Genomic DNA, 26,443 nt, shown 5'->3' with positions numbered 1-26,443 from the left:
GCGCCGCCGGGATGCGATCGGCGCCGGGACGACGTCACTTGTCGATGTCGCCGACCACGAAGAACATCGAGCCGAGGATGGCGATCAGGTCCGGCACCAGGCATCCGGGCAGCAGCGTCGACAGCGCCTGCACGTTCGCGTACGAGGCGGTGCGCAGCTTGAGCCGCCACGGCGTCTTCTCGCCCCGGGAGACCAGGTAGTAGCCGTTGATGCCGAGCGGGTTCTCGGTCCAGGCGTAGGTGTGCCCTTCGGGCGCCTTGACGACCTTGGGCAGCCGGGTGTTCACCGGCCCGCTGATCCGGTCCACCCGGTCCAGGCACTGCTCGGCGAGGTCCAGTGAGGCGTACACCTGGTCGAGCAGCACCTCGAACCGGGCGTGGCAGTCCCCGGCGGTCTTCGTCACCACCGGCACGTCGAGCTGGTCGTACGCCAGGTACGGCTCGTCCCGGCGCAGGTCGAGGTCGAGCCCGGAGGCCCGGCCGACCGGCCCGGACGCGCCGAACGCGGCGGCGTCGGCGGCGGACAGCACACCGACGCCGACGGTACGGGCCAGGAAGATCTCGTTGCGCCGGATCAGGTTGTCCAGGTCCGGCATCCGGCGGCGTACCTCGCCGATGGCGGCGCGGGCGCGGCCGGTCCAGCCGGCCGGCACCTCCTCCTTCAGGCCGCCGACCCGGTTGAACATGTAGTGGATCCGGCCGCCGGAGACCTCCTCCATCACCGCCTGGATGGTCTCCCGTTCGCGGAACGCGTAGAACATCGGCGTGATCGCGCCGATCTCCAGCGGGTAGGAGCCGAGGAACATCAGGTGGTTGAGCACCCGGTTCAGCTCGGCCAGCGCCATCCGCAGCCAGGTCGCGCGTTCCGGCACCTCCATGCCCATCAGCCGTTCGACCGCGAGCACCACGCCCAGCTCGTTGGAGAACGCGGACAGCCAGTCGTGCCGGTTGGCCAGCACGATGATCTGCCGGTAGTCGCGTACCTCGAAGAGCTTCTCCGCCCCCCGGTGCATGTAGCCGACGATCGGCTCGGCGGCGACCACCCGCTCCCCGTCGAGCACCAGGCGCAGCCGCAGCACGCCGTGCGTCGAGGGGTGCTGTGGCCCGATGTTGAGCACCATGTCGGTGCCGAGCTGCTCACCGCCGGCCCCGGTGCCGACGGTCAGCTCGCGGAGGTCGCCGGCGTCCGTGGTCATGCCCGTCATCGTGCCACGAGCGGGTCGAGGGCGACGCCGACCGGCTGCCACAGCCACCAGTGCCCGCCGAGGCCGGCCGGGTCGGTCAGCTCGGCCACCGCCGACGCCGTGGCCAGCGCCCGCAGGTAGCCGGCCGGGTCCCGGGAGGCCGACGCCAGCGGCGGTCGCCCGCCGTCGGCCCCGAGCGCCCGCAGCGCCTCCCGCTGCGACACCAGGGTGTACGCACACCGGGCGACCCGCTCACCGGCAGAGGCGACCGAGTCGATGGCGACGTGCGCGGTCACGTCGCACGACCCGTCCGGCACCGGCGGCACCTGTCGTCCGTCCCGGTACCCGGTCAACGTCCCGTCCACGGGCCGGGCGTCCCGCAGGTGCCCGTAGTCCACCGCCAGCGCCAGCCCGCGTTCGATCCGCCCCACCGCCTCCGCCCAGACCTCGTCCCGTTTCCGCCCGACCTCCGCCCGCGCCCATCCGCCGTCCCACCCGCCCGGCTGCCCGCGCTCCACGCCGATGATCAAGGGGTTTGCGTCGTGGTCCGGGCCTCCACCCGACCCGAACTCCTTGATCACCGGGGGCGGCCACCAGTGGGTCAGCCAGGCGGTGTCGGCGAGGGAGAGGGCTCGGCCGGGGGTTTCCTCGCCGGTGGTGGGGTCGACCAGGACGAGGCGCCAGCCGTCGGGGGTGTACGTGGCGACGTCCAGGGGGACGTTGTCCAGCCATTCGGTGGCCAGCAGCAGGCCGGTGATCCCCTCGGGGATCTCGTGGCGCCAGTGGATCTCGGGTGGCAGGCCGGCCGGGCGGGCGGCCCGTTCCACCGCGACCGGGTGGATCCGAGCGGCCAGCTCCGGCGCGGCCTGGGCCAGCAGCGCCCCGAGCAGCTCCCCCCGGCCGGCGCCCACGTCGACCACGTCCAGCCGGTCCGGTTGCCCAAGCGCGTCGTCGAGGACGGCGAGCTGCCGCGCCACGGCAGCGGCGAAGGCCGGCGAGGCGTGCACGCTGGTGCGGAAGTGGGCGGCGGGGCCGGGGCCGGCGACGAAGAAGCCGTCCGGCCCGTAGAGCGCCCGTTCCATCGCGTCGCGCCAGCGCAGTGTGGGGTTCCCGGATCTCACGTGCCGACCCTAAGGTGCCCCTTGCATACCACCGGGCGGGCGCTTCGGACGGCCGGTGAAGGTTTTCACACCTTCTTGGTTCCGGTCTGTCACCCGGGCGCATACTTGCCATCGACCGGTACCCCCTTCGAGGACTGGATCGCTGCCATGAGCGCACCGCTGCGCCCGCGGGCCCTCCGGGCCCCGCTCGCCTTCCCCCGTACCCTCACCGTCGGCGTGCTCGGCGCCGGACGGGTCGGCGCCGTGCTCGGCGCGGCCCTCGCCGCCGCCGGTCACCGGGTGGCCGCCGTGTCCGGTTCGTCCGGTGCCTCGCGGGCCCGGCTGGCGCTGCTGCTGCCGCAGGCCCCGCACCGCTCCGCGCCCGCCGTGGCGCGCGCCGCCACCGACCTGCTGATCGTGGCGGTTCCCGACGACGCCCTGGCCGGGGTGGTGGCCGACCTGGCCGCGAGCGGCGCGCTGCGTCCCGGGCAGGTGGTGGCGCACACCTCCGGCGCGCACGGGCTGGCGGTGCTGGCCCCGGCCGCCGCGGCCGGCGCCCGGCCGCTCGCGCTGCATCCGGCGATGACCTTCACCGGTACGCCGGACGACCTGTCCCGCCTGGCCGGCAGCTCCTACGGGGTGACCGCCCCGGCCGAGCTGCGCCCGTTCGCGGCCCGGCTGGTGGCCGACCTGGGCGGCGTGCCGGAGTGGGTGGGCGAGGCCGACCGGCCGCTCTACCACGCGGCCCTCGCGCACGGCGCCAACCACCTGGTGACCCTGGTCAACGACGCGGCCGACCGGCTGCGCGACGCCGGGGTGGACCGGCCGGAGAAGGTGCTCGCCCCGCTGCTGCGGGCCGCCCTGGAGAACGCCCTGCGCCTCGGTGACGACGCGTTGACCGGCCCGGTCTCCCGGGGCGACGCGGGCACCGTACGCCGGCACCTGGACCGGCTGGCCGCGGCCGCGCCGGAATCCGTGCCGGCGTACCTGGCGTTGGCCCGACGGACGGCGGACCGTGCGGTCGCGGCGGGCCGGCTGCGCCCGGCGGACGCGGCGCCGCTGCGGGACGTGCTGGACGGGATGGAGGTGGCCTCCTCGTGGTGAGCGTCGTGCACACGCGCAAGGAGCTGGCGGCGGCCCGGGACGGGCTGACCGGCACGGTCGGCGTGGTGATGACCATGGGCGCGCTGCACGCGGGGCACGAGACGCTGCTGCGGGCCGCTCGGGAGCGGGCCGACCACGTGCTGGTGACCGTCTTCGTGAACCCGCTCCAGTTCGGCCCGAACGAGGACTTCGACCGCTACCCGCGCACGCTCGACGCCGACCTGGAGATCTGCCGCCGGGCCGGGGTGGACCTGGTCTTCGCGCCCCCGGTGAGCGAGATGTATCCGCAGGGGCAGCCGACGGTGCGGCTGGACCCGGGCCCGCTCGGCGAGGACCTGGAGGGCCTGAGCCGTCCCGGTTTCTTCCACGGCGTGCTCACCGTGGTCCTGAAGCTGCTCCAGCTCACCCGCCCGGACCTGGCCTTCTTCGGCGAGAAGGACTACCAGCAGCTCACCCTGGTCCGCCGGATGGTCCGCGACCTCGACGTGCCGACCGAGATCGTCGGCGTGCCGACCGTGCGCGAGCTGGACGGGCTGGCGCTGTCCAGCCGCAACCGTTACCTGTCCGCCGAGGAGCGGCGGGCCGCGCTGAGCCTCTCCGCCGCGCTGCGGGCCGGCGTCGCGGCGGCCGGGCGGGGCGACGACGCGGGCGCGGTGCTGGCCGCCGCGCACCGGGCGTTCGACGCGCCGGAGGCCCGCCTCGACTACCTTGTGCTCACCGACACCGATCTGGAGCCCGGACCGGTCTCCGGCGCGGCCCGGCTGCTGATCGCCGCCTGGGTCGGCGCCACTCGCCTGATCGACAACACGGCGATCCACCTCGCGCCGCGTCCCTGACCCCAGCACCTATGCGGAAAGGCACCCCGATGCTCCGGACCATGCTCAAGTCGAAGATCCACCGGGCCACGGTGACCCAGGCCGACCTGCACTACGTCGGCTCGGTGACCGTGGACGAGGATCTGCTCGACGCGGCGGACCTGCTCCCCGGTGAGCAGGTCGCGATCGTGGACATCACCAACGGCGCCCGCCTGGAGACGTACGTGATCCCGGGCCGGCGGGGCAGCGGCGTGATCGGCATCAACGGCGCCGCCGCGCACCTGGTGCACCCCGGCGACCTGGTCATCCTCATCTCGTACGGGCAGATGGACGACGCCGAGGCGCGCGCCTGGCAGCCCCGGGTGGTGCACGTCGACGCGGACAACCGGATCGTCGACCTGACCGCCGACCCCACCACCGCCGCCCCCGGCACCGCCGGGAATCCCACCCCGAACCCCCTGGCCGCCGCCCTGCCCTGATCCCCCCGACGCGGTCTGTCACCGGAAGGTCATTTTCGGCTACCCTGGGCGCACCGTCGGAATCGACGGTCGTCGGGCTGGGGGAGGCGCGATGGGCCGTGCGATGCGAAGCCTCGTCGCCGCCGTGGTCGCGGGTGTGCTGCTGGTCGGGTGCGCCTCGTCGGGCGGGCTGGACGGGGATCTCGGCGACGACTGGGCGGCCATGCCGCCGGCCGGTCCGTTCACCCCGGTGGCCGAGGTCTGCCAGGTCGCCGACTTCACCCCGGCCGTGGGCCTGCCGGCGTACGCGCCGGTCGGCTGCGATCTGCCGCACCGGGTGGAGACGGCGCACGTGGGCGCGTTCGCCGTCGACCGGACCGCCCCGCCGGCGCTCGGCTCACCGGAGATGCGTACCGCGTTCGCCGACTGCGACACCCGGGCCCGGGGCTACCTGGGCGACGACTGGCGCGCCGGGCGGCTCCGGCTGGCCGTGGCGGTGCCCACCGGCACCGGCTGGACGGCCGGCTCCCGCTGGTACCGGTGCGACCTGGCCGAGCTGAACACGGTCGAGGCGGCGGCCGTGGTGGTGACCCGGACGGGCAGCCTGCGTAACGCGCTCAAGCCGCCGTCCCCGCTGCGCCTGGGCTGCCAGCGCACCGGGCAGGACCGCGGCCGGGTGCAGAGGCTCACCCCGGTCGACTGCGCGGTGGCGCACGACGCCGAGTTCGCCGGCGTCTGGGTGGCACCGGACCGCCCGTACCCGAAGAAGCCGGCGGACTGGGCGCCGCTCTACGCCGGCTGCTTCGGCGCCATCGCGCGTTTCTCCGGGGTGCCCGCCGACGGGGCCCTGCGCTACCGCAGCGACGTGGTGGTCCGGCCGCCCGGCGCCGGCCGCTGGGGGGTCGGCGACCGGGGCGTCCGCTGCTATTTGTGGCTCAGCGACCGCACGGTGACCGGCTCGCTGAAGGGTGCCGGCCCGGGCCGCCTGCCGGTCCGGACGAGGTAGCCGAAACCACTCGTCCCGCCCCCGTCACCCGGGACGAGGACGCTTCGGGTTGACTGTGCCCATGGACTTACCCACCGTCGGCCTGCCTGCGCTGCCCCGGCTGCTCGCCGCGCCCGCGCCCGGCTGGGTGGAGACCACCGACGTGATCGTCGTCGGCTCCGGGGTCGCCGGGCTGACCGCCGCGCTGCACCTGCGCGAGGCCGGCCTGCACGTCACGGTCGTCACCAAGGTCGACATGGACGAGGGCTCCACCCGCTGGGCGCAGGGCGGCATCGCCGCGGTGCTCGACCCGTCGGACAGCCCGGGCGCGCACGCGTACGACACCGAGGTGGCCGGCGTGGGTCTCTGCGATCCGGCGGCGGTCCGGGTGCTGGTCGAGGAGGGCCCGGTCCGGCTGCGCGAGCTGATGCGGATCGGGGCGGAGTTCGACCGCAACCCGGACGGCTCGCTGATGCTCGGCCGGGAGGGCGGCCACCGGGCCGACCGGATCGTGCACGCCGGCGGCGACGCCACCGGTGCGGAGGTGCAGCGGGCGTTGCACGCGGCGGTGCGCCGCGACCCCTGGATCCGGCTGGTCGAGCACGCCCTGGTGCTGGACCTGCTGCGCGCCCCGGGCGACGGTCCGGGCGGGCTCGGCCCGGCCTGCGGGATCACGCTGCACGTGCTCGGCGAGGGCAGCGAGGACGGCGTCGGCGCGATCCTCGGCCGCGCGGTGGTGCTGGCGACCGGCGGGATGGGGCAGGTCTTCGCGGCCACCACCAACCCGGCGGTCTCCACCGGGGACGGTGTCGCCCTGGCGTTGCGTGCCGGCGCCGCCGTCACCGACCTGGAGTTCGTCCAGTTCCACCCGACCGCGTTGATCGTGCCGGCCGGCGGCCCGGGCGCCGGCCTGGCGCAGCAACCGCTGGTCTCGGAGGCGCTGCGCGGCGAGGGCGCCCATCTGGTCGACGGCGACGGCAAGCGGTTCATGGTCGGCCAGCACGAGCTGGCCGAACTGGCCCCCCGGGACGTGGTGGCCAAGGGCATCCACCGGGTGCTGCTGACCACCGGCGCCGACCAGGTCTTCCTGGACGCGCGGCACCTGGGCGGCGACTTCCTGGCCCGGCGGTTCCCCACCATCGTGGCGTCCTGCCTGGCCATCGGCGTGGACCCGGCGACCGACCTGATCCCGGTCGCGCCGGCGGCGCACTACGCCTCCGGCGGCGTCCGGACCGACCTGCACGGCCGCACCTCGATCCCCGGCCTGTACGCCTGCGGCGAGGTGGCCTGCACCGGGGTGCACGGCGCCAACCGGCTGGCCAGCAACTCGCTGCTGGAGGGGCTGGTCTTCTCCCGCCGGATCGCCGAGGACATCGCCGCCGGGCTGCCCGAGCAGGCCCGGCCGGCGGAGACCGGCGCCTGGGTGGGGGACGAGGGCCGGCTGGTGCCGGCGGCGGGCACGCCGGAGCTGCAACGGGCGATGACCCGCGGCGCGGGCGTGCTCCGCTCGGCGGAGACACTGGCCGCCACCGCCGTCACCCTGACCGGGCTGGGCGAGGGGCGGGGGGTGCCGCGTACCGCCGACTGGGAGGCGACGAACCTGACCACCGTGGCGTCGACGCTTGTCGCCGCCGCGTACGCCCGCGCGGAGACACGGGGCTGCCACTGGCGGGAGGACTTCCCGGCCGCCGACGACAGGTGGCGGGGCCACCTGGTGGCCGAGGTGGGCCCGGACGGGCGGTTGGCCGAGCGTTTGGTGAGCGCGAGGAGTGAGCCGGTTCTGCGAGCCCCGCAGTCGCGAACGGGGGAGGCGCGGTGAGCGCGAGGAGTGAGCCGGTTCTGCGAGCCCCGCAGTCGCGAACGTCGTCGATGGAGGAGGAAGTTTCATGATCGAGTCGACGGTACGGGCGTTGCGGGACGGCGGCCTGGATCCGGAACGGGTCCGGCAGGTCGTGGTCGACGCGCTGGCCGAGGACCTGGGCCCGGACTTCCTCGACGTCACGAGCGTCGCCACCGTCCCCGACGACCAGCGGGACACCGCCGACCTGGTGGCGCGCGAGGACGGGGTGGTCGCCGGCCTGCCGGTGGCCGCCGCCGTGTTCGAGCTGGTGGGTGAGGTGACCGGCGCGGGGCGTACGGTCGCGGTGTCGCTGGTGGCCCACGACGGTCAGCGGGTGGCGCGCGGCGACGTGCTGGCCACGGTGACCGGGCCGACCCGGCTGCTGCTCACCGCCGAGCGGACGGCGCTCAACCTGCTCTCCCGGATGTCCGGGGTGGCGACCCACACCCGGGCCTGGGCGGACGCGCTGGCCGGCACGAAGGCCATGGTGCTGGACACCCGTAAGACCACGCCGGGGCTGCGCGCGCTGGAGAAGTACGCGGTCCGGGCCGGCGGCGGCACCAACAAGCGGATGGGCCTGCACGACGTTGCCATGATCAAGGACAACCACAAGCTGGCGGCGGGCGGGATCACGGCCGCGTTCCGGCGGGTCCGGGAGGCGTTCCCGGAGGTGCCGGTGCAGGTCGAGGTGGACACGCTGGCCGAGGCGGTGGAGGCGGTCGAGGCCGGGGCGGGTTTCCTGCTGCTGGACAACATGACCCCGGCGCAGCTGCGTGAGGTGGTGGCCGTGGTGGGCGACCGGGCGGAGCTGGAGGCGACCGGTGGGCTGACCCTGCCGGTGGCGGCCGAGTACGGGGCCACCGGCGTCGACTTCCTGTCGGTCGGCGCGCTCACCCACTCCTCGCCGATCCTCGACATCGCCCTCGACCTGCGCCAGAAGTAACGGTCTAGGCTGCCGCTGTGCTGCTCTGCATCGACATCGGAAACACCAACACCGTGCTGGCGACCTTCGACGGCGACAAGCTGGTGCACTCCTGGCGGATCAAGACCGACGCCCGCTCCACCGCGGACGAGCTGGGCCTGATGTTCCGGGGGTTGCTGGCCGGTGACGCCGTGGAGATCACCGGGGTGGCCGCCTGTTCGACCGTGCCGGCCGCGTTGCGCTCGCTGCGCACCATGCTGGATCGCTACTACGCCGACCTGCCGAGTGTGATCGTCGAGCCGGGCGTACGCACCGGGGTGCAGCTCGCCATCGACAACCCGAAGGAGGTGGGCGCGGACCGGGTGGTGAACACGCTGGCCGCGTACACGCTCTACGGCGGGCCGTCGATCGTGGTGGACTTCGGCACCACCACCAACTTCGACGTGATCAGCGACCGGGGCGAGTTCCTCGGCGGGGCGTTCGCGCCCGGCATCGAGATCTCGTTCGACGCGCTGGCCGCCCGCGCCGCCCAGTTGCGCAAGGTGGAGGCCACCCGGCCGCGGTCGGTGATCGGCAAGAACACCGTCGAGTGCCTCCAGTCCGGCCTCTACTTCGGCTTCGCCGGCCAGGTGGACCGGATCGTCGAGCGGATGTCCGAGGAACTGGGCGAGGTGAAGGCGGTCATCGCCACCGGCGGTCTGGCCGCGCTGGTGCTGGGGGAGTGCGCCACCATCACCCACCACGAGCCGATGATCACCCTGATCGGCCTGCGGATGGTCTACGACCGCAACACCTGAGGTCAGTAGCGCCGCGCGCGAAGCACGACCGTGCGGTACGGCAGCTCCACGGTGTCCCGGCCGGCCAGCTCCGGGTGGGTGGCGAACAGGTCGGTCAGCCCGCCGTCGACCCGCGCCCGCTCGGCCGGGGTGGCGGTCAGCCAGTAGGAGCGGGTGTGCAGCATGGCCACCAGCTCGTCCGGGGTGAGCGTGGTGGCGTGGCCGAACTCGCCGACCTCGACCGGGATGAAGGCGGGGCCGAAGTCGGCGTACCGGTCGGTCACGTCACCGGCGTTGTGGTCGAGGTGGGCGATCCGGGTCAGCTCGGCCACCCAGCCGACCCGCTCGTCCCGGACGTTCCACACCGGCGCGAACGTGCCGCCGGGGCGCAGCACCCGGGCCACCTCGGCGTGCGCGCGGTCCCGGTCGAACCAGTGGTAGGCCTGCCCGACCAGCACCGCGTCCACGGCGTCGTCGGGCAGCGGCATCGACTCGGCGCTGCCGGCCAGCGCCGTCGTGCCCGAGGTGGCGGCGGCCAGTTGCGCCCGCATCTCCGGATCCGGCTCGACGGGTACGACGTGGTGTCCGAGCGCGGACAGCCCGCGGGTGAGGATGCCGGTGCCGGCGCCGAGGTCCACCACCCGGGCCGGGGCGGGACAGCCTTCCAGCGCCCAGCGCAGCGCCTCCTGCGGATAGCGGGGCCGGAACCGGTCGTACTCGCCGGCGGCGGCGCCGAACGAGAGCGCCGCAGTGGGGTCGGTCATGGCGGGCAGGTTATCCCGTAACGGCCGGCACGGCGCTTGAGTACGCTCATGTGCTGACCCCGCCGATGTTCCCCAAGGCTTGAGGAAGCGTGCCGTGACCGAGCAGAACGCCCTGCCAACCGACCCCGCCGACGACCTTCCCGAGCAGATGAAGGTCCGCCGGGAGAAGCGGGACCGGATGCTCGCCGAGGGCGTCGAGCCGTACCCGGTCGGTTTCCCGCGCACCACCACGCTCGCGAAGCTCCGCGAGCGCTACGCCGACCTGCCGACCGACACCGCCACCGGCGACCGGGCCTCGGTCACCGGTCGGGTGATCTTCATCCGCAACACCGGCAAGCTCTGCTTCGCCACCCTGCGCGACGGCGACGGCACCGAACTCCAGGCGATGCTCTCGCTGGACCGGGTCGGCCCGGAGCGGTTGGCGGACTGGAAGCGCCTGGTGGACCTCGGTGACCACGTCGGCGTGACCGGCGAGGTGATCACCAGCCGGCGGGGGGAGCTGTCGGTGCTGGCCGACGAGTGGACGGTCACCGCCAAGGCGCTGCGCCCGCTGCCGGTGGCGCACAAGCCGCTGAGTGAGGAGTCCCGGGTCCGCCAGCGCTACGTGGACCTGGTGGTCCGTCCGCAGGCCCGGCAGATGGTCCGCACCCGGGCGGCGGCGGTCCGCAGCCTGCGCGACACCCTGCACGGGCGGGACTTCATTGAGGTCGAGACGCCGATGCTGCAGTTGCTGCACGGTGGCGCGGCAGCCCGCCCATTCGTGACCCACAGCAATGCGCTCGACACCGATCTGTATCTGCGAATCGCGCCGGAACTGTTTCTCAAGCGCGCGGTCGTGGGGGGCGTCGACCGGGTCTTCGAGATCAACCGCAACTTCCGTAATGAGGGCATCGACTCCTCGCACTCGCCGGAGTTCGCGATGCTGGAGACCTACGAGGCGTACGGCGACTACGACACGATGGCCGAGCTGACCCGAAATCTGGTGCAGCAGGCCGCCATCGCGGTCGCCGGCTCGACGACCGTGACGCACGCCGACGGCCGGGAGTTCGACCTGGGCGGCGAGTGGCGCTCGGTGACGCTGTTCGGTGTTCTTTCCGAAGCGCTCGGTGAGGAGGTCACCGTCCGCACCGAAAGGTCACGCCTGGTCGAGTACGCGGACAAGGTCGGCCTCGCGGTCGACCCGAAGTGGGGGCCGGGCAAGCTGGCCGAGGAGCTGTTCGAGGAACTGGTGGTGCCGTCGCTGCAGGCGCCCACGTTCGTCCGCGACTACCCGGAGGAAACCAGCCCGTTGACCCGGGCGCACCGGAGCGAGCCGGGGTTGGCCGAGAAGTGGGACCTCTACGTGCTCGGATTCGAGCTGGGTACCGCGTACTCCGAGCTGGTCGACCCGGTCGTGCAGCGGGAGCGGCTGGTGGCCCAGGCGCAGCTCGCGGCGCGCGGCGACGACGAGGCCATGCGTCTCGACGAGGACTTTCTCCGGGCGATGGAGTACGGAATGCCGCCGGCCGGTGGGATGGGAATGGGAATCGACCGGCTCCTGATGGCGCTGACCGGCCTGGGAATTCGGGAAACCATCCTGTTCCCGTTGGTCCGGCCCGAGTAGGCGGGCAAAGCTTCTCCGCCTCGTTACGCCGTCCTATTGACGGGGCAAGCATCGGGCAGGTTATCGTGCTCGGGGCATTGCAGGAGCACCACCCTGCTCGAAAGGAATGTGGGACGTGGCCAAGCAGATCATTCACAAGCTGGTCGATGACCTGGACGGCGGGGACGCTGACGAGACTGTCAAGTTCGCGCTCGACGGCGTGCAGTACGAGATCGACCTCTCCGCCTCCAACGCCGAAAAATTGCGCGGCGAATTCGCGCAGTACATCGCGCACGGCACGAAGGTCGGTCGGGGCGGAGTGGTCGTGGGCGGCCGGGCCGCGCGCGGCCGGGGCGGGGCGACCGCCGACCGCGAGCAGAACCGGGCCATCCGCGAGTGGGCCAAGAAGGCCGGCAAGGACATCTCCGACCGGGGCCGGATCCCGCAGGAGATCGTGGACGAGTACCACGCGAAGGCGGGGCACTGACCCCGACGTACGCGACGGTTGACCCGACGCCGGCCCGGAGGACGACTCCGGGCCGGCGTCGGCCGTTTCCGCCTGACCGCGCCTGCCGTCCGGTTCGGCCCCGGCCGGCCGGTCCAGGTGTCGGCGGCGGGAAGAAACCGGCGTCCGGTGGAGTTGTCCACAGGCGGTGGAGATTTCGTCCACAGGCTGTGGACGAGCGCGGCGGGTGCCCGAACCCCCGCCCGAAGCCCCTCGACCGGGCCTTCCACCGGTGGTCGAATTTCGCTCTGCGCGTACAGGCGGGGGTCCCGGAACACCTCCTGAGCGTGGACGGTTGGCAGAAACGACGTCGGAACCGTCATTCACGGGGTCCCACGACCTCAGCGGAGACGGTCCGCGGCGATAGAGTAAGGAGGCACGGACGCCCGTCCCGGACGTCCGCGCACCGGCCCCGCCGAGATCTGACCATCAAGGCGCACGGCATGTGAGGAGCACGAGGGCATGTTCGAGCGGTTCACCGACCGAGCGCGACGGGTTGTCGTCCTGGCCCAAGAAGAGGCCCGGATGCTCAACCACAACTACATCGGCACGGAGCACATCCTGCTGGGCCTGATCCACGAGGGTGAGGGCGTGGCGGCGAAGGCTCTGGAGAGCCTCGGCATCTCGCTGGAGGGCGTCCGTCAGCAGGTCGAGGAGATCATCGGCCAGGGCCAGCAGGCGCCGAGTGGGCACATCCCGTTCACGCCGCGGGCCAAGAAGGTGCTGGAGCTGTCGCTGCGCGAGGCGCTGCAGCTCGGCCACAACTACATCGGCACCGAGCACATCCTGCTCGGCCTGATCCGCGAGGGCGAGGGCGTGGCCGCCCAGGTGCTGGTCAAGCTCGGCGCCGACCTCAACCGGGTCCGCCAGCAGGTGATCCAGCTCCTCTCCGGCTACCAGGGCAAGGAGCCGGCCGCCGCCGGCGCCGCGCCGGGTGAGGCCGCGCCGTCGACCAGCCTGGTGCTGGACCAGTTCGGCCGGAACCTGACCCAGGCCGCCCGGGAGGGCAAGCTCGACCCGGTGATCGGGCGCGAGAAGGAGATCGAGCGGGTCATGCAGGTGCTGTCCCGCCGCACCAAGAACAACCCGGTGCTGATCGGCGAGCCCGGCGTCGGCAAGACCGCCGTGGTGGAGGGCCTGTCCCAGAAGATCATCAAGGGCGAGGTGCCCGAGACGCTGAAGGACAAGCAGCTCTACACGCTCGACCTCGGCGCCCTGGTCGCCGGCTCCCGCTACCGCGGTGACTTCGAGGAGCGCCTGAAGAAGGTGCTCAAGGAGATCCGTACCCGCGGCGACATCATCCTGTTCATCGACGAGATCCACACCCTGGTGGGTGCGGGCGCCGCCGAGGGCGCGATCGACGCCGCCAGCATCCTCAAGCCGATGCTGGCCCGTGGTGAGCTGCAGACCATCGGCGCCACCACGCTCGACGAGTACCGCAAGCACCTGGAGAAGGACGCCGCTCTCGAGCGCCGCTTCCAGCCGATCCAGGTGGGTGAGCCGTCGCTGGCGCACACCATCGAGATCCTCAAGGGCCTGCGGGACCGCTACGAGGCGCACCACCGGGTGAGCATCACCGACGCCGCCCTCGTGGCCGCCGCGACGCTGGCCGACAGGTACATCTCCGACCGCTTCCTGCCGGACAAGGCGATCGACCTGATCGACGAGGCCGGCGCGCGGATGCGGATCCGCCGGATGACCGCGCCGCCGGACCTGCGTGACTTCGACGAGCGCATCGCCCAGGTGCGTCGCGACAAGGAGTCCGCGATCGACGCGCAGGACTTCGAGCGGGCCGCGCAGCTGCGCGACAAGGAGAAGCAGCTGCTGGGTCAGAAGGCGCAGCGGGAGAAGGAGTGGAAGGCCGGTGACCTGGACGTCGTCAGCGAGGTCGACGACGAGCAGATCGCCGAGGTGCTCGGCAACTGGACCGGCATCCCGGTCTACAAGCTGACCGAGGAGGAGACCTCGCGCCTGCTGCGCATGGAGGACGAGCTGCACAAGCGCGTCATCGGCCAGGAGGACGCGGTCAAGGCGGTGTCGAAGGCGATCCGGCGGACCCGGGCCGGCCTGAAGGACCCGAAGCGCCCATCCGGCTCGTTCATCTTCGCCGGCCCGTCCGGTGTCGGTAAGACCGAGCTGTCCAAGGCGCTGGCCGACTTTCTCTTCGGCAGCGAGGACGCCCTTATCCAGCTGGACATGTCCGAGTTCCACGACCGTTACACGGTCTCCCGGCTGGTGGGTGCCCCTCCCGGCTACGTCGGCTACGACGAGGGCGGGCAGCTGACCGAGAAGGTGCGTCGCCGGCCGTTCTCGGTGGTGCTGTTCGACGAGATCGAGAAGGCCCACCCGGATGTGTTCAACACGCTCCTGCAGATCCTGGAGGACGGTCGTCTCACCGACGGCCAGGGCCGGATCGTGGACTTCAAGAACACGGTCATCATCCTGACCACCAACCTGGGCACGCGGGACGTTGCCAAGGCGGTCTCCCTGGGCTTCCAGCAGTCGGAGGATTCCGAGTCGACCTACGACCGGATGAAGCAGAAGGTCAACGACGAGCTCAAGCAGCACTTCCGGCCCGAGTTCCTGAACCGGATCGACGACACGATCGTCTTCCACCAGCTGCGTGAGAACGAGATCCTGCAGATCGTGGACATCATGATCCAGCGGATCGAGGGTCAGCTGCGTAACAAGGACATGGGTCTGGAGTTGACCGACAACGCCAAGAAGTACCTGGCGAAGAAAGGCTTCGACCCGGTGCTGGGCGCCCGGCCGCTGCGTCGCACGATCCAGCGCGACATCGAGGACAACCTGTCGGAACGGATCCTGTTCAACGAGCTGACCCCGGGTCAGATCGTGGTGGTCGACTGCGAAGGCGACCCCGAGAACATCGACAAGTCCAAGCTCGTCTTCCGGGGCGCGGACCGGCCGGACGCCGTGCCGGACGCCGTCCCGGCGGATCTCGGCGCCGCCGCCACCGGCGCGGACGACGCCGCCGCGTAAGTTCGGGCGAGACTGTTTCCAGGGCGACGGCCCCGGTCGGCGAGAGCCACCGGGGCCGTCGCCTTTCCCGTGCCCGGGCGTGCGGTCAGGGCAGGGGAACGGGCGGGCCGTCGCCGGCCAGCCGGAACGACTCCGGACCCACCGGTTCCACCAGCCCGTCGGTGACCAGGCCGGCCAGCGCCCGAGCCCGCTGCACGTCGTCGTGCCACACCTGGTCCAGTCGCTGGTGCGGCACCGGTCCCGCGGTGTCCCGGAGCACGGCGAGGAGCAGGCCGCGTACCTGCCGGTCGGTCCCGGCGTAGCGCTGCGGACGGCGGGTCGGCCCGGCCGGCGCCGCCAGCCCGGAGGCCCGCCACGCGCAACTGGACTCGACCGGGCACACCGCGCAGCGGGGCGCGCGTGCGGTGCACACGACCGCGCCGAGTTCCATGAACGCCGCGCTGGCCAGGGCCGCCGCGGCCGGTTCGACAGGCAGCAGCTCCTCGGTGGCGACCAGGTCGGCGGGGCGGGTGGTCGGCCCGGCGTCGGGCTCCCCGGCGATCGCGCGGCACACCACCCGGCGGACGTTCGTGTCGACCACCGGATGCCGCTGCCCGTACGCGAACGCCGCCACCGCCCGGGCCGTGTACGTGCCGACCCCGGGCAGCGCCAGCAACTGGTCCAACCGGTCGGGCACCACGCCGCCGTGCCGGTCCACGACGGCCACCGCGCACTCGCGCAGGCGTACCGCCCGGCGGGGGTAGCCGAGTCGGCCCCACATCCGGATCGCCTCGGCCGGGGTGTCCTCGGCCAGCGCGCGTGGCTCCGGCCAGCGGGCCAGCCATGCCTCCCAGGCGGGCACCACGCGGATCACCGGGGTCTGCTGGAGCATGACCTCGCTGACCAGGATCGCCCAGGCACCGATGCCGGGGCGGCGCCACGGCAGGTCGCGGGCGTTGCGCTCGTACCACCGGCTGACCAGGGTGGCGAAGGTGGGTCCAGTCATGGCGTGCCGATGATGTCACGGGCGGCTTTCCCGCAGGGTGGGCGGGCCGGGTGGGCCGGTGCGGTGGATCTTCGGCGGCGGGGCAGAATGTCCGAATGAACGAGCTCGCGATCACCGTCATCGGCCGGGACCGGCCGGGCATCGTGGCCGACGTCGCGGAGGTCCTCGCCGGGCTCGGCGCGAACCTCACCGACTCGACGATGACCCGGCTGCGGGGGCACTTCGCCATGACCCTGATCTGCGTGGGTCCGTCCGCCGCCGACGTCGAGGCCGCGTTCGCCCCGCTCGCCGCCGACGGGCACCTGCTGGCCACCGTACGCGCGGTCACCCCGGACGGCGCCCGCGAGCCGGCCGGCGAACCGTACGTGCTGGCGGTGCACGGCGCCGACCGGATGGGCATCGTGGCCGCGATGACCCGGGTGCTGGCCGACGCGGGCGGCAACGTGACCGACCTGAGCACCCGGCTGACCGGCTCGCTCTACGTGGTGGTCGCCGAGGTGGAGTTGCCGCCGGGCAGCTCGGACGAGGTGGCCGGCCGGCTCACCCGGGCCGCGGCGGAACTGGGCGTCGGGGTCAGCCTCCGCCCGTCGGACTCGGACCTGCTGTGACCGGCCCGGAGTACGCCGGCCTGGGCGGCTGGACGCCGGAGAAGCTGGGCGTCCCGGGCGAGGTGCGTCCGGTGGTCGCCGCCCCGGAGCCGGTGCTGAGCCGGCCGGGTCCGGAGGTCGACCCGACCTCGACCGAGGTGGTGCGGCTGGCCGCCGACCTGGTGGCCACCATGCGGGTCTCGCCGGGCTGTGTGGGCCTGGCGGCGCCGCAGGTCGGGGTGAGCGCGCAGGTGTTCGCGGTGGACGTGACCGGGCACCCGAAGGCGGTCACCGTGCACGGCACGTTCGTGCTCTGCAACGCGCGGGTGGTGGAGGCGAGCCGGTGGAAGGCCGGCCGGGAGGGCTGCATGTCGGTGCCGGACCTGACCGGCGACGTGAAGCGGGCCAGCCGCCTGGTGGTGGAGGGAATGCTGCCGGGCAGCGGAGAGCCGGTGCGGCTGGTCACCGACGGTTTCGAGGCGCGTGCGCTCCAGCACGAGATCGACCACTGCGCCGGCTTGCTCTTCCTCGATCAGGTTGCCGGCGCACACGCCGTCTACCAGCGCAAAGTCTATCTCTGACGGTGGCCGAAACCATCCAGTGTGGACGGCTGGGCGGGCGTCGCACGCGGTTACCGGCGCGTCGGACCGGCGCGCCGAGCACCGCGCGGCTACGGTAGGCGCATCATGCGTCTGACGGTCGGCCCTCTGCCCTCCGCCGTGTACTGGCGGCGTCGTGCCGTCGTGCTCGGCGCAGGGCTGCTCTTCCTGATTGTCCTGCTCTATTCCTGCACCGGCACGGACCGCAACACCGGCGCGCCGGGCGGCGAACCGTCGCCGGGCGGCTCCGCCGGTGCGGCGCCGGGACCTTCCGGCTCGGTACTTGCCCCGCAGTCGACCGGACCGTCGCCCTCGCCGGGCGCCTCCGGTGACACCGGCGGTGGCACGAACACGGGCGGTGGCACGAGCACCGGCGGTGGCACGGGCACCGATGGTGGCACGAGCACCGGGGGCGGGTCGGGCACGGGTGACGGCGGCGCGTCCGGGGAGCCGGTCTCCGCCGACGGCGCCTGCACCGACGCGGAGATCCAGGTGACCCCGGTGGCGGTGCCGGCGAGCGCCCAGCGGGGCACCGTGGTCACGCTGCGCCTCAAGATCAAGAACGTCTCGAACCGTACGTGCAGCCGCGACGTCGGCGCCGATCTTCAGGAGCTGTACGTCAAGGCCGGCGCGGAGAAGGTCTGGTCGTCCGACACCTGCGGCACCGGCAAGGGCTCGGACGTGCAGTCGTTCACCCCGGACTTCGAGCGCGCGTACGAGCTGGGCTGGAACGGGCGGGACACCAGCCGCTGCGACGGCGGGCTGGCCGCCGGCCCGTACGCCCCGATCGGCACGTACCAGGTCTTCGCCCGGGTCGGCACCAAGATCAGCGAGCCGGTGAAGTTGACCGTCACCGGCTGAGGCGGATCAGACGTACCGCTCCAGGATGGACGCCTCGGCGAGCCGCGACAGACCCTCGCGGACCCCACGGGCGCGGGCCTCGCCCACCCCCTCGACCGCCTGGAGGTCCTCCACGGTCGCGCCGAGCAGCCGCTGGAGGCTGCCGAAGTGCACCACCAGCCGGTCGACCACGGCCGCCGGCAGCCGGGGCACCTTGGCCAGCAGGCGGAACCCGCGCGGGCTGACCGCGGCGTCGAGCGCGTCGGAGGCGGACGGGTAGCCGATGGCCTTGGCCACCGCCACCAGGTCGATCAGCTCGGTGGCGCTGAGCAGGTCCAGCTCGACCAGCGCCTCGTCGAGCGTGCGCGACTTGCGGCCCACCGGCAGGTAGTCGCGGATGACCAGGGTGCGGTCGGCGTCCACGCCGGCCATCAGCTCGTCGAGCTGAAGCGCCAGCAGGCGGCCGTCGGTGCCCAGCTCCACCACGTAGCCGGCGATCTCGTCGGCGATCCGCCGCACCATCTCCAGCCGCTGCACCACCGCCACCGCGTCGCGCACGGTGACCAGGTCCTCGATCTCCAGCGCGGAGAGCGTGCCGGAGACCTCGTCCAGCCGGAGCTTGTAGCGCTCCAGCGTCGCCAGCGCCTGGTTCGCCCGGGACAGGATGGCCGCCGAGTCGTCCAGCACGTGCCGCTGGCCGTTGACGTAGAGGCTGATGATCCGCATCGACTGGCTGACCGAGATGACCGGATAGCCGGTCTGCCGGGCCACCCGCTCGGCGGTGCGGTGCCGGGTGCCGGACTCCTCGGTGGGGATGGACGGGTCGGGCATCAGGTGCACGCCGGCCTGGACGATCCGGGTGCCGTCGCTGGAGAGCACCACGGCGCCATCCATCTTGCACAGCTCGCGGACCCGGGTGGCGGAGAACTCCACGTCCATCGGGAAGCCGCCGGTGCAGATCTGCTCGACCACCTTGTCGTAGCCGAGCACGATCAGCGCGCCGGTGCGGCCGCGCAGGATCCGCTCCAGGCCGTCGCGGAGCGCGGTGCCGGGCGCCATGAGGGCGAGATTGGCGCGCAGCGGGTCGGCGCCGGCGCCGCCGACGCTCCCGGCCACGCTCACGCTGATGGCGCGGGTGGGGTTGCCGCTCACGGCACCGGTGCGGGCGTGCGGCGTCGCCGTTGCGGGCTTGGTGGCATCGCGGTCGATCGGCACGGGCACAGTCTACGGACTGCGGTGCGGTGGGTGCTCTCGTGGTTACTGTGATGTGTCACGATGTCGGGCTCGTCCGGCCGTCGGTGGACCGTGTGGCCTGTCCGGAATCGTCCGGCCGCGCCCTCCGAGCGTGCGCACTCACGGTCACTCCGCGGATGCGCGGGCGGCCGCCTGGAGCGCGGCACGCACGTCCGTGACCTCGATCACGCGCATGTTCTCCGGGGCGATGCCGCTGCTGCCGGGGCCGCAACCGGGCGGGACCAGGGCCAGCCGGAAGCCCAGCCGGGCGGCCTCGGCCAGCCGACGGGGCACCGCGCCGACCCGCCGCACCTCGCCGGTGAGCCCGACCTCGCCGATGGCGACCAGGTGCGCGTTGAGCGCCAGGTTGAGCCCTCCGGAGGCCACCGCGAGCGCCACGGCGAGGTCGGCCGCCGGCTCGACCACCCGGATGCCGCCGACGGTGGCGGCGAAGACCTCCCGGTCGTGCAGCGTCAGCCGCTCGGTGCGGCGCTGGAGCACCGCGAGGACCATCGCGAGCCGGGCGCTGTCGAGGCCGGAGACCGTGCGCCGCGGCGAGCCGGCGACCGTCGCGCCGATCAGCGCCTGCACCTCGGTGACCAGCGCCCGCCGGCCCTCCATGGCAACCGTCACGCAGGTGCCCGGCACCGGCTCGGAGTAGCGGGTCAGGAACAGGCCGGACGGGTCGGCGAGGCTGCTGATGCCGCCCTCGTGCATCTCGAAGCAGCCCACCTCGTCGGCCGCGCCGAACCGGTTCTTCACGCCGCGCACCATGCGCAGCGAGGAGTGCTTGTCGCCCTCGAAGTGGAGCACCACGTCGACCAGGTGCTCCAGCACCCGAGGGCCGGCCACCTGGCCGTCCTTGGTGACGTGCCCGACCAGCACGGTGGCGATGCCCCGCTCCTTGGCGACCGCGACCAGCGCGGCGGTGACCGCGCGCACCTGGGTCACGCCGCCCGGCACGCCCTCGGTGCCGGTGGTGGAGATGGTCTGCACCGAGTCGAGCACCAGCAGCCCGGGCTTCACCGCGTCGAGGTGACCGAGCACCGCCGCCAGGTCGCTCTCGGCGGCCAGGTAGAGCTGGTCGTGCAGGGTGCCCATCCGCTCCGCGCGCAGCCGGACCTGGCTGACCGACTCCTCGCCGCTGACCACCAGCGACGGGCTGCCCGCGCCGGTGGCCCACTGCTGGGCCACGTCGAGCAGCAGGGTCGACTTGCCGACTCCGGGCTCGCCGGCCAGCAGCACCACCGCGCCGGGGACCAGACCGCCGCCGAGCACCCGGTCGAGCTCGCTCACGCCTGTCGGCCGGGCCCGGGCCGGCGCGGCGCTGATGGTGGCGATCGGCCGGGCCGGCTCGGCCGGCACTCGGGAGCTGACCACCCGGCCGGAGACCAGCGGACCGGTGACCGTGGACTCGACCACCGAGCCCCACTCGCCGCACTCGGGGCACCGGCCCACCCACTTCGGTGGCTGGTGACCGCAGGCGTCGCACTCGTAGGCCGGGCGGGGCTCGCGGGCGGCGGCACGGCCGCGGCCGGAGCCGGCGCGGGGGGAGGTCGATCGGGGCGTGGTCACCACCGGACGCTAACCGGGCGGTACGACGAAAGCCCACCGACGAAACGACGACACCGCCGGTGTGGCGCAGGCCACGGTGGCGGTGTCGTCGGAGACGGTGCGGCGTCAGCCGTGGCTGCCACCCTCTTCGGCGGTGTGCTCACGCGGGTTGACGACCGGCGACGGCGGCGCCTCCGGGGTCAGCGGGACGCCGATCGGCACCGGCGTCCTGATCACGTTGCCGTTGCCGAAGTCGAAGGTCAGGTCGACCTGCTGGCCGACGAGCACCTTCTCGTTCAGGCCGACGAGCTGGAGGATTCGCGGGTTGCCGCTGATCAGCTGGGCGTAGCCGAGCGCCGGGATCTCGATCCGGGCGGGCTGGCCGGCGGGCGCCGCCGCGCTCTCCGACGGCGACGGGCTGGCCGAGGCGGAACCGCTCTGCGACGGCGAGCCGGTCACGTCCAGCGACTGGCTGGGCGAGGCGCTCGGGTCGGCGGCGGTCGGCGAGGCGGAGGCCGGCTCGGTCGGCGACCCGGTCGGGGTGGCCGCGCCGCTGGACCCGGCACCGCCGGTCAGCACGACCTCGCGCGCGCTGTCGGTGGTGACGGTCACCGTCACCGGCGCCTTGCTGTCGTTGTAGATCACGACGTTGAGCGGCGCGTTCGCGCCCGCCTCGTAGCCCTTCGGCCCCGGGAACTGCACGTAGAGCCCGCGCACCTGGTAGAGGTTGTCGGAGGTCTGGACGTTGACGCCCTGTACCGACGGGATCTTGTTGGCGGTCTCGGCCACCTGCCCGGCGCCACACCCGGACAGCAGCAGGCTCGCCGCCGCCGTGCCGGCCAGCAGCAGGGCCGGCCCCCGGGAACCCCTGATCGAGCGCGTCACGTCGGTCCTCCTCGTCACGATCCCCCGCCCGGTCGACCGCCGGGCACGGGGTGGCCTTACCCGCGCAGACCGCGCTCCAGGGTAGTTGGAGCTGATCGAGGCCCGCACGCGGACCCGGCAACGCCACCTCCAGGGGACTCCTCAGACCACCCGGCCGTTCGCCACCAGCAGCACCACATCGATGAGCGCGACCACCAGCACCGCCCGGAAGGCGGTCACCGGACGGCCGTCGGCCCGGCCGGTGGCGCCTCCGGCGTACCAACCGAGGGCCGGCACCGCGACGGCGGCGGCGACCGCCGACAGGCCGGTCCACGACGGCGGCCCGGGCGGGCCGAACACCAGCGTGACGGTGGCGGCGAGGAGCAGCCCGGCGGCGGCCAGCCGGCTGCCCGCCGGGCCCAGCCGGTGCGGCAGCCCGCGCACCCCGGTGCGGGCGTCGTCGGCCAGGTCGGGCAGGACGTTCGCGAAGTGCGCCCCGGCGCCGAGCAGCGCGGCGGCGCCCACCAGCCAGGCCGGGGGAGCGGGCGAGCCGGGCAGCGCCAGCACCACGAACGCGGGCAGCGCGCCGAACGAGACCGCGTAGGGCAGCACCGACACCGGCGTCGACTTCAACGGCTTGTTGTAGAGCAGCGCGGAGACCAGCCCCAGGGTGGCGAAGGTCGCCGCGACCGGACCGGCGGCCAGCGCCAGCAGTCCGGTGGCGACGGCGGCGACCGCGGTGGCCCGGGCCAGCGTCGACCGGGCGACCGCGCCGGTGGTCACCGGCTTGTCGGTACGCCCCACCGCGGCGTCCCGGTCGGCGTCGATCAGATCGTTGCTCCAGCCGACGGCGAGTTGGCTGGCGAGCACGGTCAGCGCCACCGTCACGATTCCGGCGGCGGCGTGCCCGACGGCGGCGGCGAGCAGCGCGGCGACCACGGTGACCGCCGCCGCCGGCTCCGGATGGCTCGCCCTGACCAGCCCTAACACCCGTGTCGACATAACGGAAGTCTGGTCGTTACCGGGGAGTCGTGCCACGCTCGGTCCATGCCAGAAGCGTCCCCGGTGGCCGGTCCGCGCCGGGCGCTGCCCCCGAACGACCCCCGGCAGTACGACGACCTGGCCGACGAGTGGTGGCGGCCGGACGGCGCCTTCGCGATGCTGCACTGGCTGGCCCGCGCCCGCGCGGCCCTGGTGCCCCCGGCGTCCACCCGGGACGACCTGCTGGTCGACCTCGGCTGCGGCGCCGGGCTGCTGGCGCCACACCTGGCCGGCAAGGGCTACCGGCACGTGGGGGTGGACCTGACCCGTTCCGCGCTCGACCAGGCCGCCGCGCACGGCGTGACCGTGCTCCAGGGCGACGCCACGGCGGTGCCGCTGGCCGACGGCTGCGCCGCCGTGGTCTCCGCCGGCGAGCTGCTGGAGCACGTGCCGGACTGGCGGCGGGCGGTGGCCGAGGCGTGCCGGTTGCTGCGGCCGGGCGGCCTGCTGGTGCTGGACACCCTCAACGACACGCTGCTGGCCCGGCTGGTCGCGGTGGAGCTGGGGGAACGGCTGCCCACGGTGCCGCGCGGCATCCACGACCACCGGCTGTTCGTGGACGCCCGCGCGCTGGTGGCCGAGTGCGCCCGGCACGGCGTGGCGTTGCGCCTGCGCGGGCTTCGACCGGAGTTGGGCGGCACGCTGGCCTGGTTGCTGCGCCGGTGGCGGGGCGGCGACCGTCCGGTCCGGACCGAGCCGCGTGTCGTGCCGACCCGGTCCACCGCGGTCCTCTACCAGGGCAGCGGGCGCCGGGGCGGGTAGCCGGGAGCACCCGGGGTAAGGGACGTCGAGAAGGGGGCGACATGACTGTGCACGCGCTGGAGGCGGCCCGCCGGTTGGCGCCGCGACTGGCCGCCCGCGCGGCCGGGCACGACCGGGACGGCTCGTTCCCCGTCGACGACTTCGCCGACCTGCGGGAGGCCGGCCTGTTCGGCCTGATGGTCCCGCGCGAGCTGGGCGGCTCGGGCGCGACGTTCGCCGAGTACGCCGCCGTCGCGACCGAACTGGCCCGGGGCAACGGCGCCACCGCGCTGGTGTTCAACATGCACGCCTCGGTGACCGGGGCGTTGGGCGCGGTCACCGAGGAGCTGGCCGAGGCGCTCGGCGTATCGGACGAGGCGTTGGTCGCCCGCGACCGGCTGCTGCGCGCGGCGGCCGACGGCGCCTGGTACGCGGTGGCGATGAGCGAGCGCGGCGCCGGCGCCCGGCTGTCCCAGCTCAGCACCGTCTACCAGCCGGTCGACGGCGGCTGGCACGTCAAGGGCAGCAAGACCTTCTGCTCCGGCGCCGGCCACCCGGACGGCTACCTGGTGGCCGCGCGCAGCGCCACCGACCAGTCCGTGGTCTCCCAGTTCCTGGTCCCGGCCGGGGATGGGATCACGGTCGAGCCGACCTGGGACGCGCTCGGCATGCGGGCCACCTCCTCGCACGACCTGCACCTGGACGTGACCGTCCCGGCCGACCGGCTGCTGGGTGGGGTGGAGGGGCTGGCCCTGGTGGTGGCCCAGCTCATGCCGCACTGGCTGGTGGCCAGCTACGCCGCCGTCTACGTCGGGGTGGCCCGGGCCGCGATCGACGCGGCGGCCGAGCACCTGAACGCCCGGAACCTGGCCGGGTTGCCGGCGGTCCGGGCCCGGTTGGGGCGGGCGGACGCGGCCGCCGCGGCCGCCGAGCTGGTGGTCGCCGAGGCCGCCCGCCGGGTCGACGAGGATCCCGGTTCCGTCGAGACGAACCGCTGGGTGTGGCGGGCCAAGCTGCTGGCCGGCACCACGGCCGCGGAGGTGGCGGCGTCCATGCTGGAGGCGGCCGGCACCTCGGCGACCCGCCGGGGCCATCCGCTGGAGCGGCTCTACCGGGACGCCCGGTGCGGGTCGCTGCATCCGGCCACCTCCGACGTGTGCGCCGACTGGCTGGGCATCGCCGCGCTCGGCGGCGACCCGGACCGGGACGGTGCGGTCCCTCGTTGGTGAGTGAGCCGGTTCCGCGGGGCCGGAGAAGTTGTCGAGAGGTGGGGGACGTGGGCGTACCGGTGATCGCGGGTCTGGGCATGGCGTTGCCGCCGGGCGCCGCGCAGGACGAGCTGTGGACGGGTTTCTTCGAGAAGCGCTTCTCGGGCACCACCCGGGCGCTGGCCGAGAGGATCTTCGCCAACTCCGGGGTGACCCGCCGGCAGGCGGCGGTGAATCCGCTGCTGGAGGACGTCTCGGAGTGGCCGACCGAGCGCCGGATGCGCCGCTACCAGGTGGAGGCGCTGCCCCTGGGCAAGGAGGCGGTCAGCCGCGCGCTCACCGCCGCCGGCCTGGACGCCGGCGACGTCGGCCTGTTCGTGGTCTGTTCCTGTACCGGGTACGCCACCCCGGGCCTGGACATCCTGCTCGCCCGGGACCTCGGCATGGCCCCGGACACCCAGCGCATGTTCGTCGGCCACATGGGTTGCTACGCGGCCCTGCCCGGGCTGGGCGCGGCGAGCGACTTCGTCACCGCCCGGGGGCGGCCCGCGTTGCTGCTCTGCGCGGAGCTGACCAGCCTGCACATCCAGCCACCGGGCGCCCGGGTGGACACCCAGCAGATCGTCTCGCACGCGCTCTTCTCGGACGCCGCGGTCGCCGCCGTGGTGGTGCCCGCCGGCCGGGGGTACGCGGTGCGCGAGGTCACCTCCGTCACCGACACCTCCACCGCCGATCACATGACCTGGGACGTCACCGACACCGGCTTCCGGATGGGACTGTCGCCGAAGGTGCCGAAGGTGCTCGCCCGGTTCGTCCGGGACCTGGTGGACGACCTGCTGGCCCGGCACGGGTACGACCGGTCCGGGGTGGACGGCTGGGCGGTGCATCCGGGCGGCCCGCGCATCCTCAACGTGGTGGAGCGTGAGCTGGCCCTGCCGCCGACGGCGCTGGCGGCGTCCCGGGAGACGCTGGCCGAGCACGGCAACTGCTCGTCCCCGACGGTGCTGCTGATCCTGGACCGGTTGGCCCGTACGCCGTCGCCGCCGCGTCGGGTGGTGATGCTCGCGTTCGGGCCGGGGCTGACGCTCTACGCGGCCCTGCTGGAGCGCGCGGGCTGACGGACACGTCGCCGCGTCGATACCCTGGCGGCATGGCCTCCGAGGAGCGGATCCGGTCGGCGGTGCTGGTCGGCCTGACCGTGCTGGCGTTGGCGCTCGGCGCGTGGTGGTGGCGGTCGACGGCGCCCTGGCTCGGCACGGTCCCGGGCCCGACGAGCGACGACCTCGTCCGGTCCCGGGTCGAGGTGGACGGTGCCGCCGGGCAGGTGCCGCCGGGGCAGCCGACCGGCCGGGATCCGCTGGTGGTCGGCGTCGACCCCGGCTCCGGCGAGCTGGCTTCCGGGCCGGACCGTTCGGTGGTGATCCACGTCGACCCGGACGGGGCGGCGCGTCCGCTGGAGGTGTCGCACGTGGTGTGGCGGGAGACGTCCCGGCTGACGCCGGGCGGGCCGCCGGTCGTCCGGCAGGCGAATCCCTCGTCGGGCGACACGTACCGGTTGTCGGTGCGTTGCTCCGCCGATGGTGCGGTCTCGGTTCGGGTGACCGGGGCCGGCGCCGGCGACGTGGAGCGGGTGCTGAACTGCGGTGGGCGGCTGGACGTCCCGTTGATGGAGGGCACCGGCGCGCCGGTGTTGGTGCGGTTCGCCCCGCTGCGGGGCGAGACCGAGCTGGACGCCCGTCTGGAGGCCCTCTACTAAG

The 26,443-nt window shown here is 73.7% G+C and carries 25 protein-coding genes; 17 read left to right on the top strand and 8 right to left on the bottom strand.

What is annotated here, in order from left to right:
• Nucleotides 1-34: 34 nt before the first annotated feature.
• Nucleotides 35-1,204, bottom strand: coding sequence for an NADH-quinone oxidoreductase subunit D (locus ACGFI2_RS15715; protein ID WP_181570726.1), 1,170 nt, complete (start codon nt 1,202-1,204; stop codon nt 35-37).
• Nucleotides 1,201-2,265, bottom strand: a complete 1,065-nt coding sequence (locus ACGFI2_RS15710) for an SAM-dependent methyltransferase (protein WP_393516942.1) — start codon at nt 2,263-2,265, stop codon at nt 1,201-1,203. The genes ACGFI2_RS15715 and ACGFI2_RS15710 overlap by 4 nt, the downstream gene beginning before the upstream one ends.
• Nucleotides 2,266-2,451: 186 nt before the next feature.
• Between ACGFI2_RS15710 and ACGFI2_RS15705 the strand changes: the two genes are divergently transcribed.
• From ACGFI2_RS15705 to ACGFI2_RS15675, 7 genes are all read left to right on the top strand, one after another.
• On the top strand, nt 2,452-3,387 hold the full coding sequence (locus ACGFI2_RS15705; RefSeq protein ID WP_393516721.1) for a Rossmann-like and DUF2520 domain-containing protein: 936 nt from the start codon (nt 2,452-2,454) through the stop codon (nt 3,385-3,387).
• The gene (gene panC, locus ACGFI2_RS15700) at nt 3,381-4,223 is read left to right on the top strand and encodes a pantoate--beta-alanine ligase (protein ID WP_393516718.1); all 843 of its coding nucleotides are present in this window, start codon (nt 3,381-3,383) and stop codon (nt 4,221-4,223) included. Before ACGFI2_RS15705 ends, panC begins: the two co-directional genes overlap by 7 nt.
• A gap of 29 nt (nt 4,224-4,252) precedes the next feature.
• Nucleotides 4,253-4,681: an aspartate 1-decarboxylase gene (gene panD, locus ACGFI2_RS15695; protein ID WP_393516715.1), complete on the top strand. Its 429-nt coding sequence runs from the start codon at nt 4,253-4,255 to the stop codon at nt 4,679-4,681.
• Nucleotides 4,682-4,772: 91 nt separating this feature from the next.
• Nucleotides 4,773-5,666: a septum formation family protein gene (locus ACGFI2_RS15690; RefSeq protein ID WP_393516712.1), complete on the top strand. Its 894-nt coding sequence runs from the start codon at nt 4,773-4,775 to the stop codon at nt 5,664-5,666.
• 61 nt (nt 5,667-5,727) lie between these two features.
• Nucleotides 5,728-7,464, top strand: coding sequence for an L-aspartate oxidase (locus ACGFI2_RS15685; protein ID WP_393516709.1), 1,737 nt, complete (start codon nt 5,728-5,730; stop codon nt 7,462-7,464).
• Between the two features lie 67 nt (nt 7,465-7,531).
• Nucleotides 7,532-8,428: a carboxylating nicotinate-nucleotide diphosphorylase gene (gene nadC / locus ACGFI2_RS15680; protein WP_393516707.1), complete on the top strand. Its 897-nt coding sequence runs from the start codon at nt 7,532-7,534 to the stop codon at nt 8,426-8,428.
• Nucleotides 8,429-8,445: 17 nt separating this feature from the next.
• Nucleotides 8,446-9,204 carry a type III pantothenate kinase gene (locus ACGFI2_RS15675; RefSeq protein ID WP_393516704.1) on the top strand — a complete coding sequence of 253 codons (759 nt, stop codon included), beginning with the start codon at nt 8,446-8,448 and terminating at the stop codon, nt 9,202-9,204.
• 2 nt (nt 9,205-9,206) lie between these two features.
• Here the strand turns inward: ACGFI2_RS15675 and ACGFI2_RS15670 are convergent, their stop codons facing one another.
• Entirely contained in the window at nt 9,207-9,947 is a 741-nt protein-coding gene (locus ACGFI2_RS15670) for a class I SAM-dependent methyltransferase (protein WP_393516702.1), read from the bottom strand.
• A gap of 94 nt (nt 9,948-10,041) precedes the next feature.
• Between ACGFI2_RS15670 and lysS the strand changes: the two genes are divergently transcribed.
• The 3 genes from lysS to ACGFI2_RS15655 all read left to right on the top strand — a co-directional run bounded on the left by lysS (nt 10,042) and on the right by ACGFI2_RS15655 (nt 15,034).
• Nucleotides 10,042-11,550: a lysine--tRNA ligase gene (lysS, locus tag ACGFI2_RS15665; protein ID WP_393516699.1), complete on the top strand. Its 1,509-nt coding sequence runs from the start codon at nt 10,042-10,044 to the stop codon at nt 11,548-11,550.
• Between the two features lie 115 nt (nt 11,551-11,665).
• The gene (locus ACGFI2_RS15660) at nt 11,666-12,016 is read left to right on the top strand and encodes an Lsr2 family protein (protein WP_091070408.1); all 351 of its coding nucleotides are present in this window, start codon (nt 11,666-11,668) and stop codon (nt 12,014-12,016) included.
• A 480-nt stretch (nt 12,017-12,496) separates the two neighbouring features.
• The gene (locus tag ACGFI2_RS15655) at nt 12,497-15,034 is read left to right on the top strand and encodes an ATP-dependent Clp protease ATP-binding subunit (RefSeq protein WP_393516696.1); all 2,538 of its coding nucleotides are present in this window, start codon (nt 12,497-12,499) and stop codon (nt 15,032-15,034) included.
• Between the two features lie 85 nt (nt 15,035-15,119).
• Here ACGFI2_RS15655 and ACGFI2_RS15650 read toward each other — a convergent pair whose 3' ends face one another.
• The gene (locus ACGFI2_RS15650; RefSeq protein ID WP_393516694.1) at nt 15,120-16,019 is read right to left on the bottom strand and encodes an A/G-specific adenine glycosylase; all 900 of its coding nucleotides are present in this window, start codon (nt 16,017-16,019) and stop codon (nt 15,120-15,122) included.
• A gap of 95 nt (nt 16,020-16,114) precedes the next feature.
• Between ACGFI2_RS15650 and ACGFI2_RS15645 the strand changes: the two genes are divergently transcribed.
• The 3 genes from ACGFI2_RS15645 (at nt 16,115) to ACGFI2_RS15635 (ending at nt 18,066) form a co-directional block, all read left to right on the top strand.
• Nucleotides 16,115-16,627 carry a glycine cleavage system protein R gene (locus tag ACGFI2_RS15645; protein ID WP_393516691.1) on the top strand — a complete coding sequence of 171 codons (513 nt, stop codon included), beginning with the start codon at nt 16,115-16,117 and terminating at the stop codon, nt 16,625-16,627.
• Nucleotides 16,624-17,187, top strand: a complete 564-nt coding sequence (locus tag ACGFI2_RS15640) for a peptide deformylase (protein ID WP_393516688.1) — start codon at nt 16,624-16,626, stop codon at nt 17,185-17,187. The genes ACGFI2_RS15645 and ACGFI2_RS15640 overlap by 4 nt, the downstream gene beginning before the upstream one ends.
• A 105-nt stretch (nt 17,188-17,292) precedes the next feature.
• The gene (locus tag ACGFI2_RS15635) at nt 17,293-18,066 is read left to right on the top strand and encodes a hypothetical protein (RefSeq protein ID WP_393516685.1); all 774 of its coding nucleotides are present in this window, start codon (nt 17,293-17,295) and stop codon (nt 18,064-18,066) included.
• A gap of 6 nt (nt 18,067-18,072) precedes the next feature.
• Here ACGFI2_RS15635 and disA read toward each other — a convergent pair whose 3' ends face one another.
• From disA to ACGFI2_RS15615, 4 genes are all read right to left on the bottom strand, one after another.
• Nucleotides 18,073-19,260, bottom strand: coding sequence for a DNA integrity scanning diadenylate cyclase DisA (gene disA / locus ACGFI2_RS15630; RefSeq protein ID WP_393516682.1), 1,188 nt, complete (start codon nt 19,258-19,260; stop codon nt 18,073-18,075).
• A gap of 144 nt (nt 19,261-19,404) precedes the next feature.
• Nucleotides 19,405-20,853 carry a DNA repair protein RadA gene (gene radA, locus ACGFI2_RS15625; protein WP_393516679.1) on the bottom strand — a complete coding sequence of 483 codons (1,449 nt, stop codon included), beginning with the start codon at nt 20,851-20,853 and terminating at the stop codon, nt 19,405-19,407.
• Nucleotides 20,854-20,958: 105 nt separating this feature from the next.
• Complete coding sequence (locus ACGFI2_RS15620) at nt 20,959-21,717, bottom strand: hypothetical protein (RefSeq protein WP_393516676.1); 759 nt, start codon at nt 21,715-21,717, stop codon at nt 20,959-20,961.
• Between the two features lie 141 nt (nt 21,718-21,858).
• Complete coding sequence (locus tag ACGFI2_RS15615; RefSeq protein ID WP_393516673.1) at nt 21,859-22,698, bottom strand: UbiA family prenyltransferase; 840 nt, start codon at nt 22,696-22,698, stop codon at nt 21,859-21,861.
• Between the two features lie 45 nt (nt 22,699-22,743).
• Here ACGFI2_RS15615 and ACGFI2_RS15610 point away from each other — a divergent pair, with 45 nt between their 5' ends.
• Genes ACGFI2_RS15610 through ACGFI2_RS15595 form a run of 4 tightly spaced genes read left to right on the top strand, consistent with a single transcriptional unit; the run spans nt 22,744 to nt 26,442 of the window.
• Nucleotides 22,744-23,499, top strand: a complete 756-nt coding sequence (locus ACGFI2_RS15610; RefSeq protein ID WP_393516671.1) for a methyltransferase domain-containing protein — start codon at nt 22,744-22,746, stop codon at nt 23,497-23,499.
• Between the two features lie 41 nt (nt 23,500-23,540).
• Nucleotides 23,541-24,707: an acyl-CoA dehydrogenase family protein gene (locus tag ACGFI2_RS15605; protein ID WP_393516668.1), complete on the top strand. Its 1,167-nt coding sequence runs from the start codon at nt 23,541-23,543 to the stop codon at nt 24,705-24,707.
• A gap of 38 nt (nt 24,708-24,745) precedes the next feature.
• Nucleotides 24,746-25,804 carry a type III polyketide synthase gene (locus ACGFI2_RS15600; protein ID WP_393516665.1) on the top strand — a complete coding sequence of 353 codons (1,059 nt, stop codon included), beginning with the start codon at nt 24,746-24,748 and terminating at the stop codon, nt 25,802-25,804.
• 32 nt (nt 25,805-25,836) lie between these two features.
• A complete protein-coding gene (locus ACGFI2_RS15595) occupies nt 25,837-26,442 on the top strand; it encodes a hypothetical protein (RefSeq protein ID WP_393516662.1) in 606 nt (201 codons plus the stop codon).
• Nucleotide 26,443 lies beyond the last annotated feature (1 nt).

The organism is Micromonospora sp. NPDC049282, assembly GCF_043197045.1.
In the GTDB taxonomy this organism is placed as follows: Bacteria; Actinomycetota; Actinomycetes; order Mycobacteriales; family Micromonosporaceae; genus Micromonospora.
This window is presented reverse-complemented; position numbering and strand designations above follow the sequence as displayed.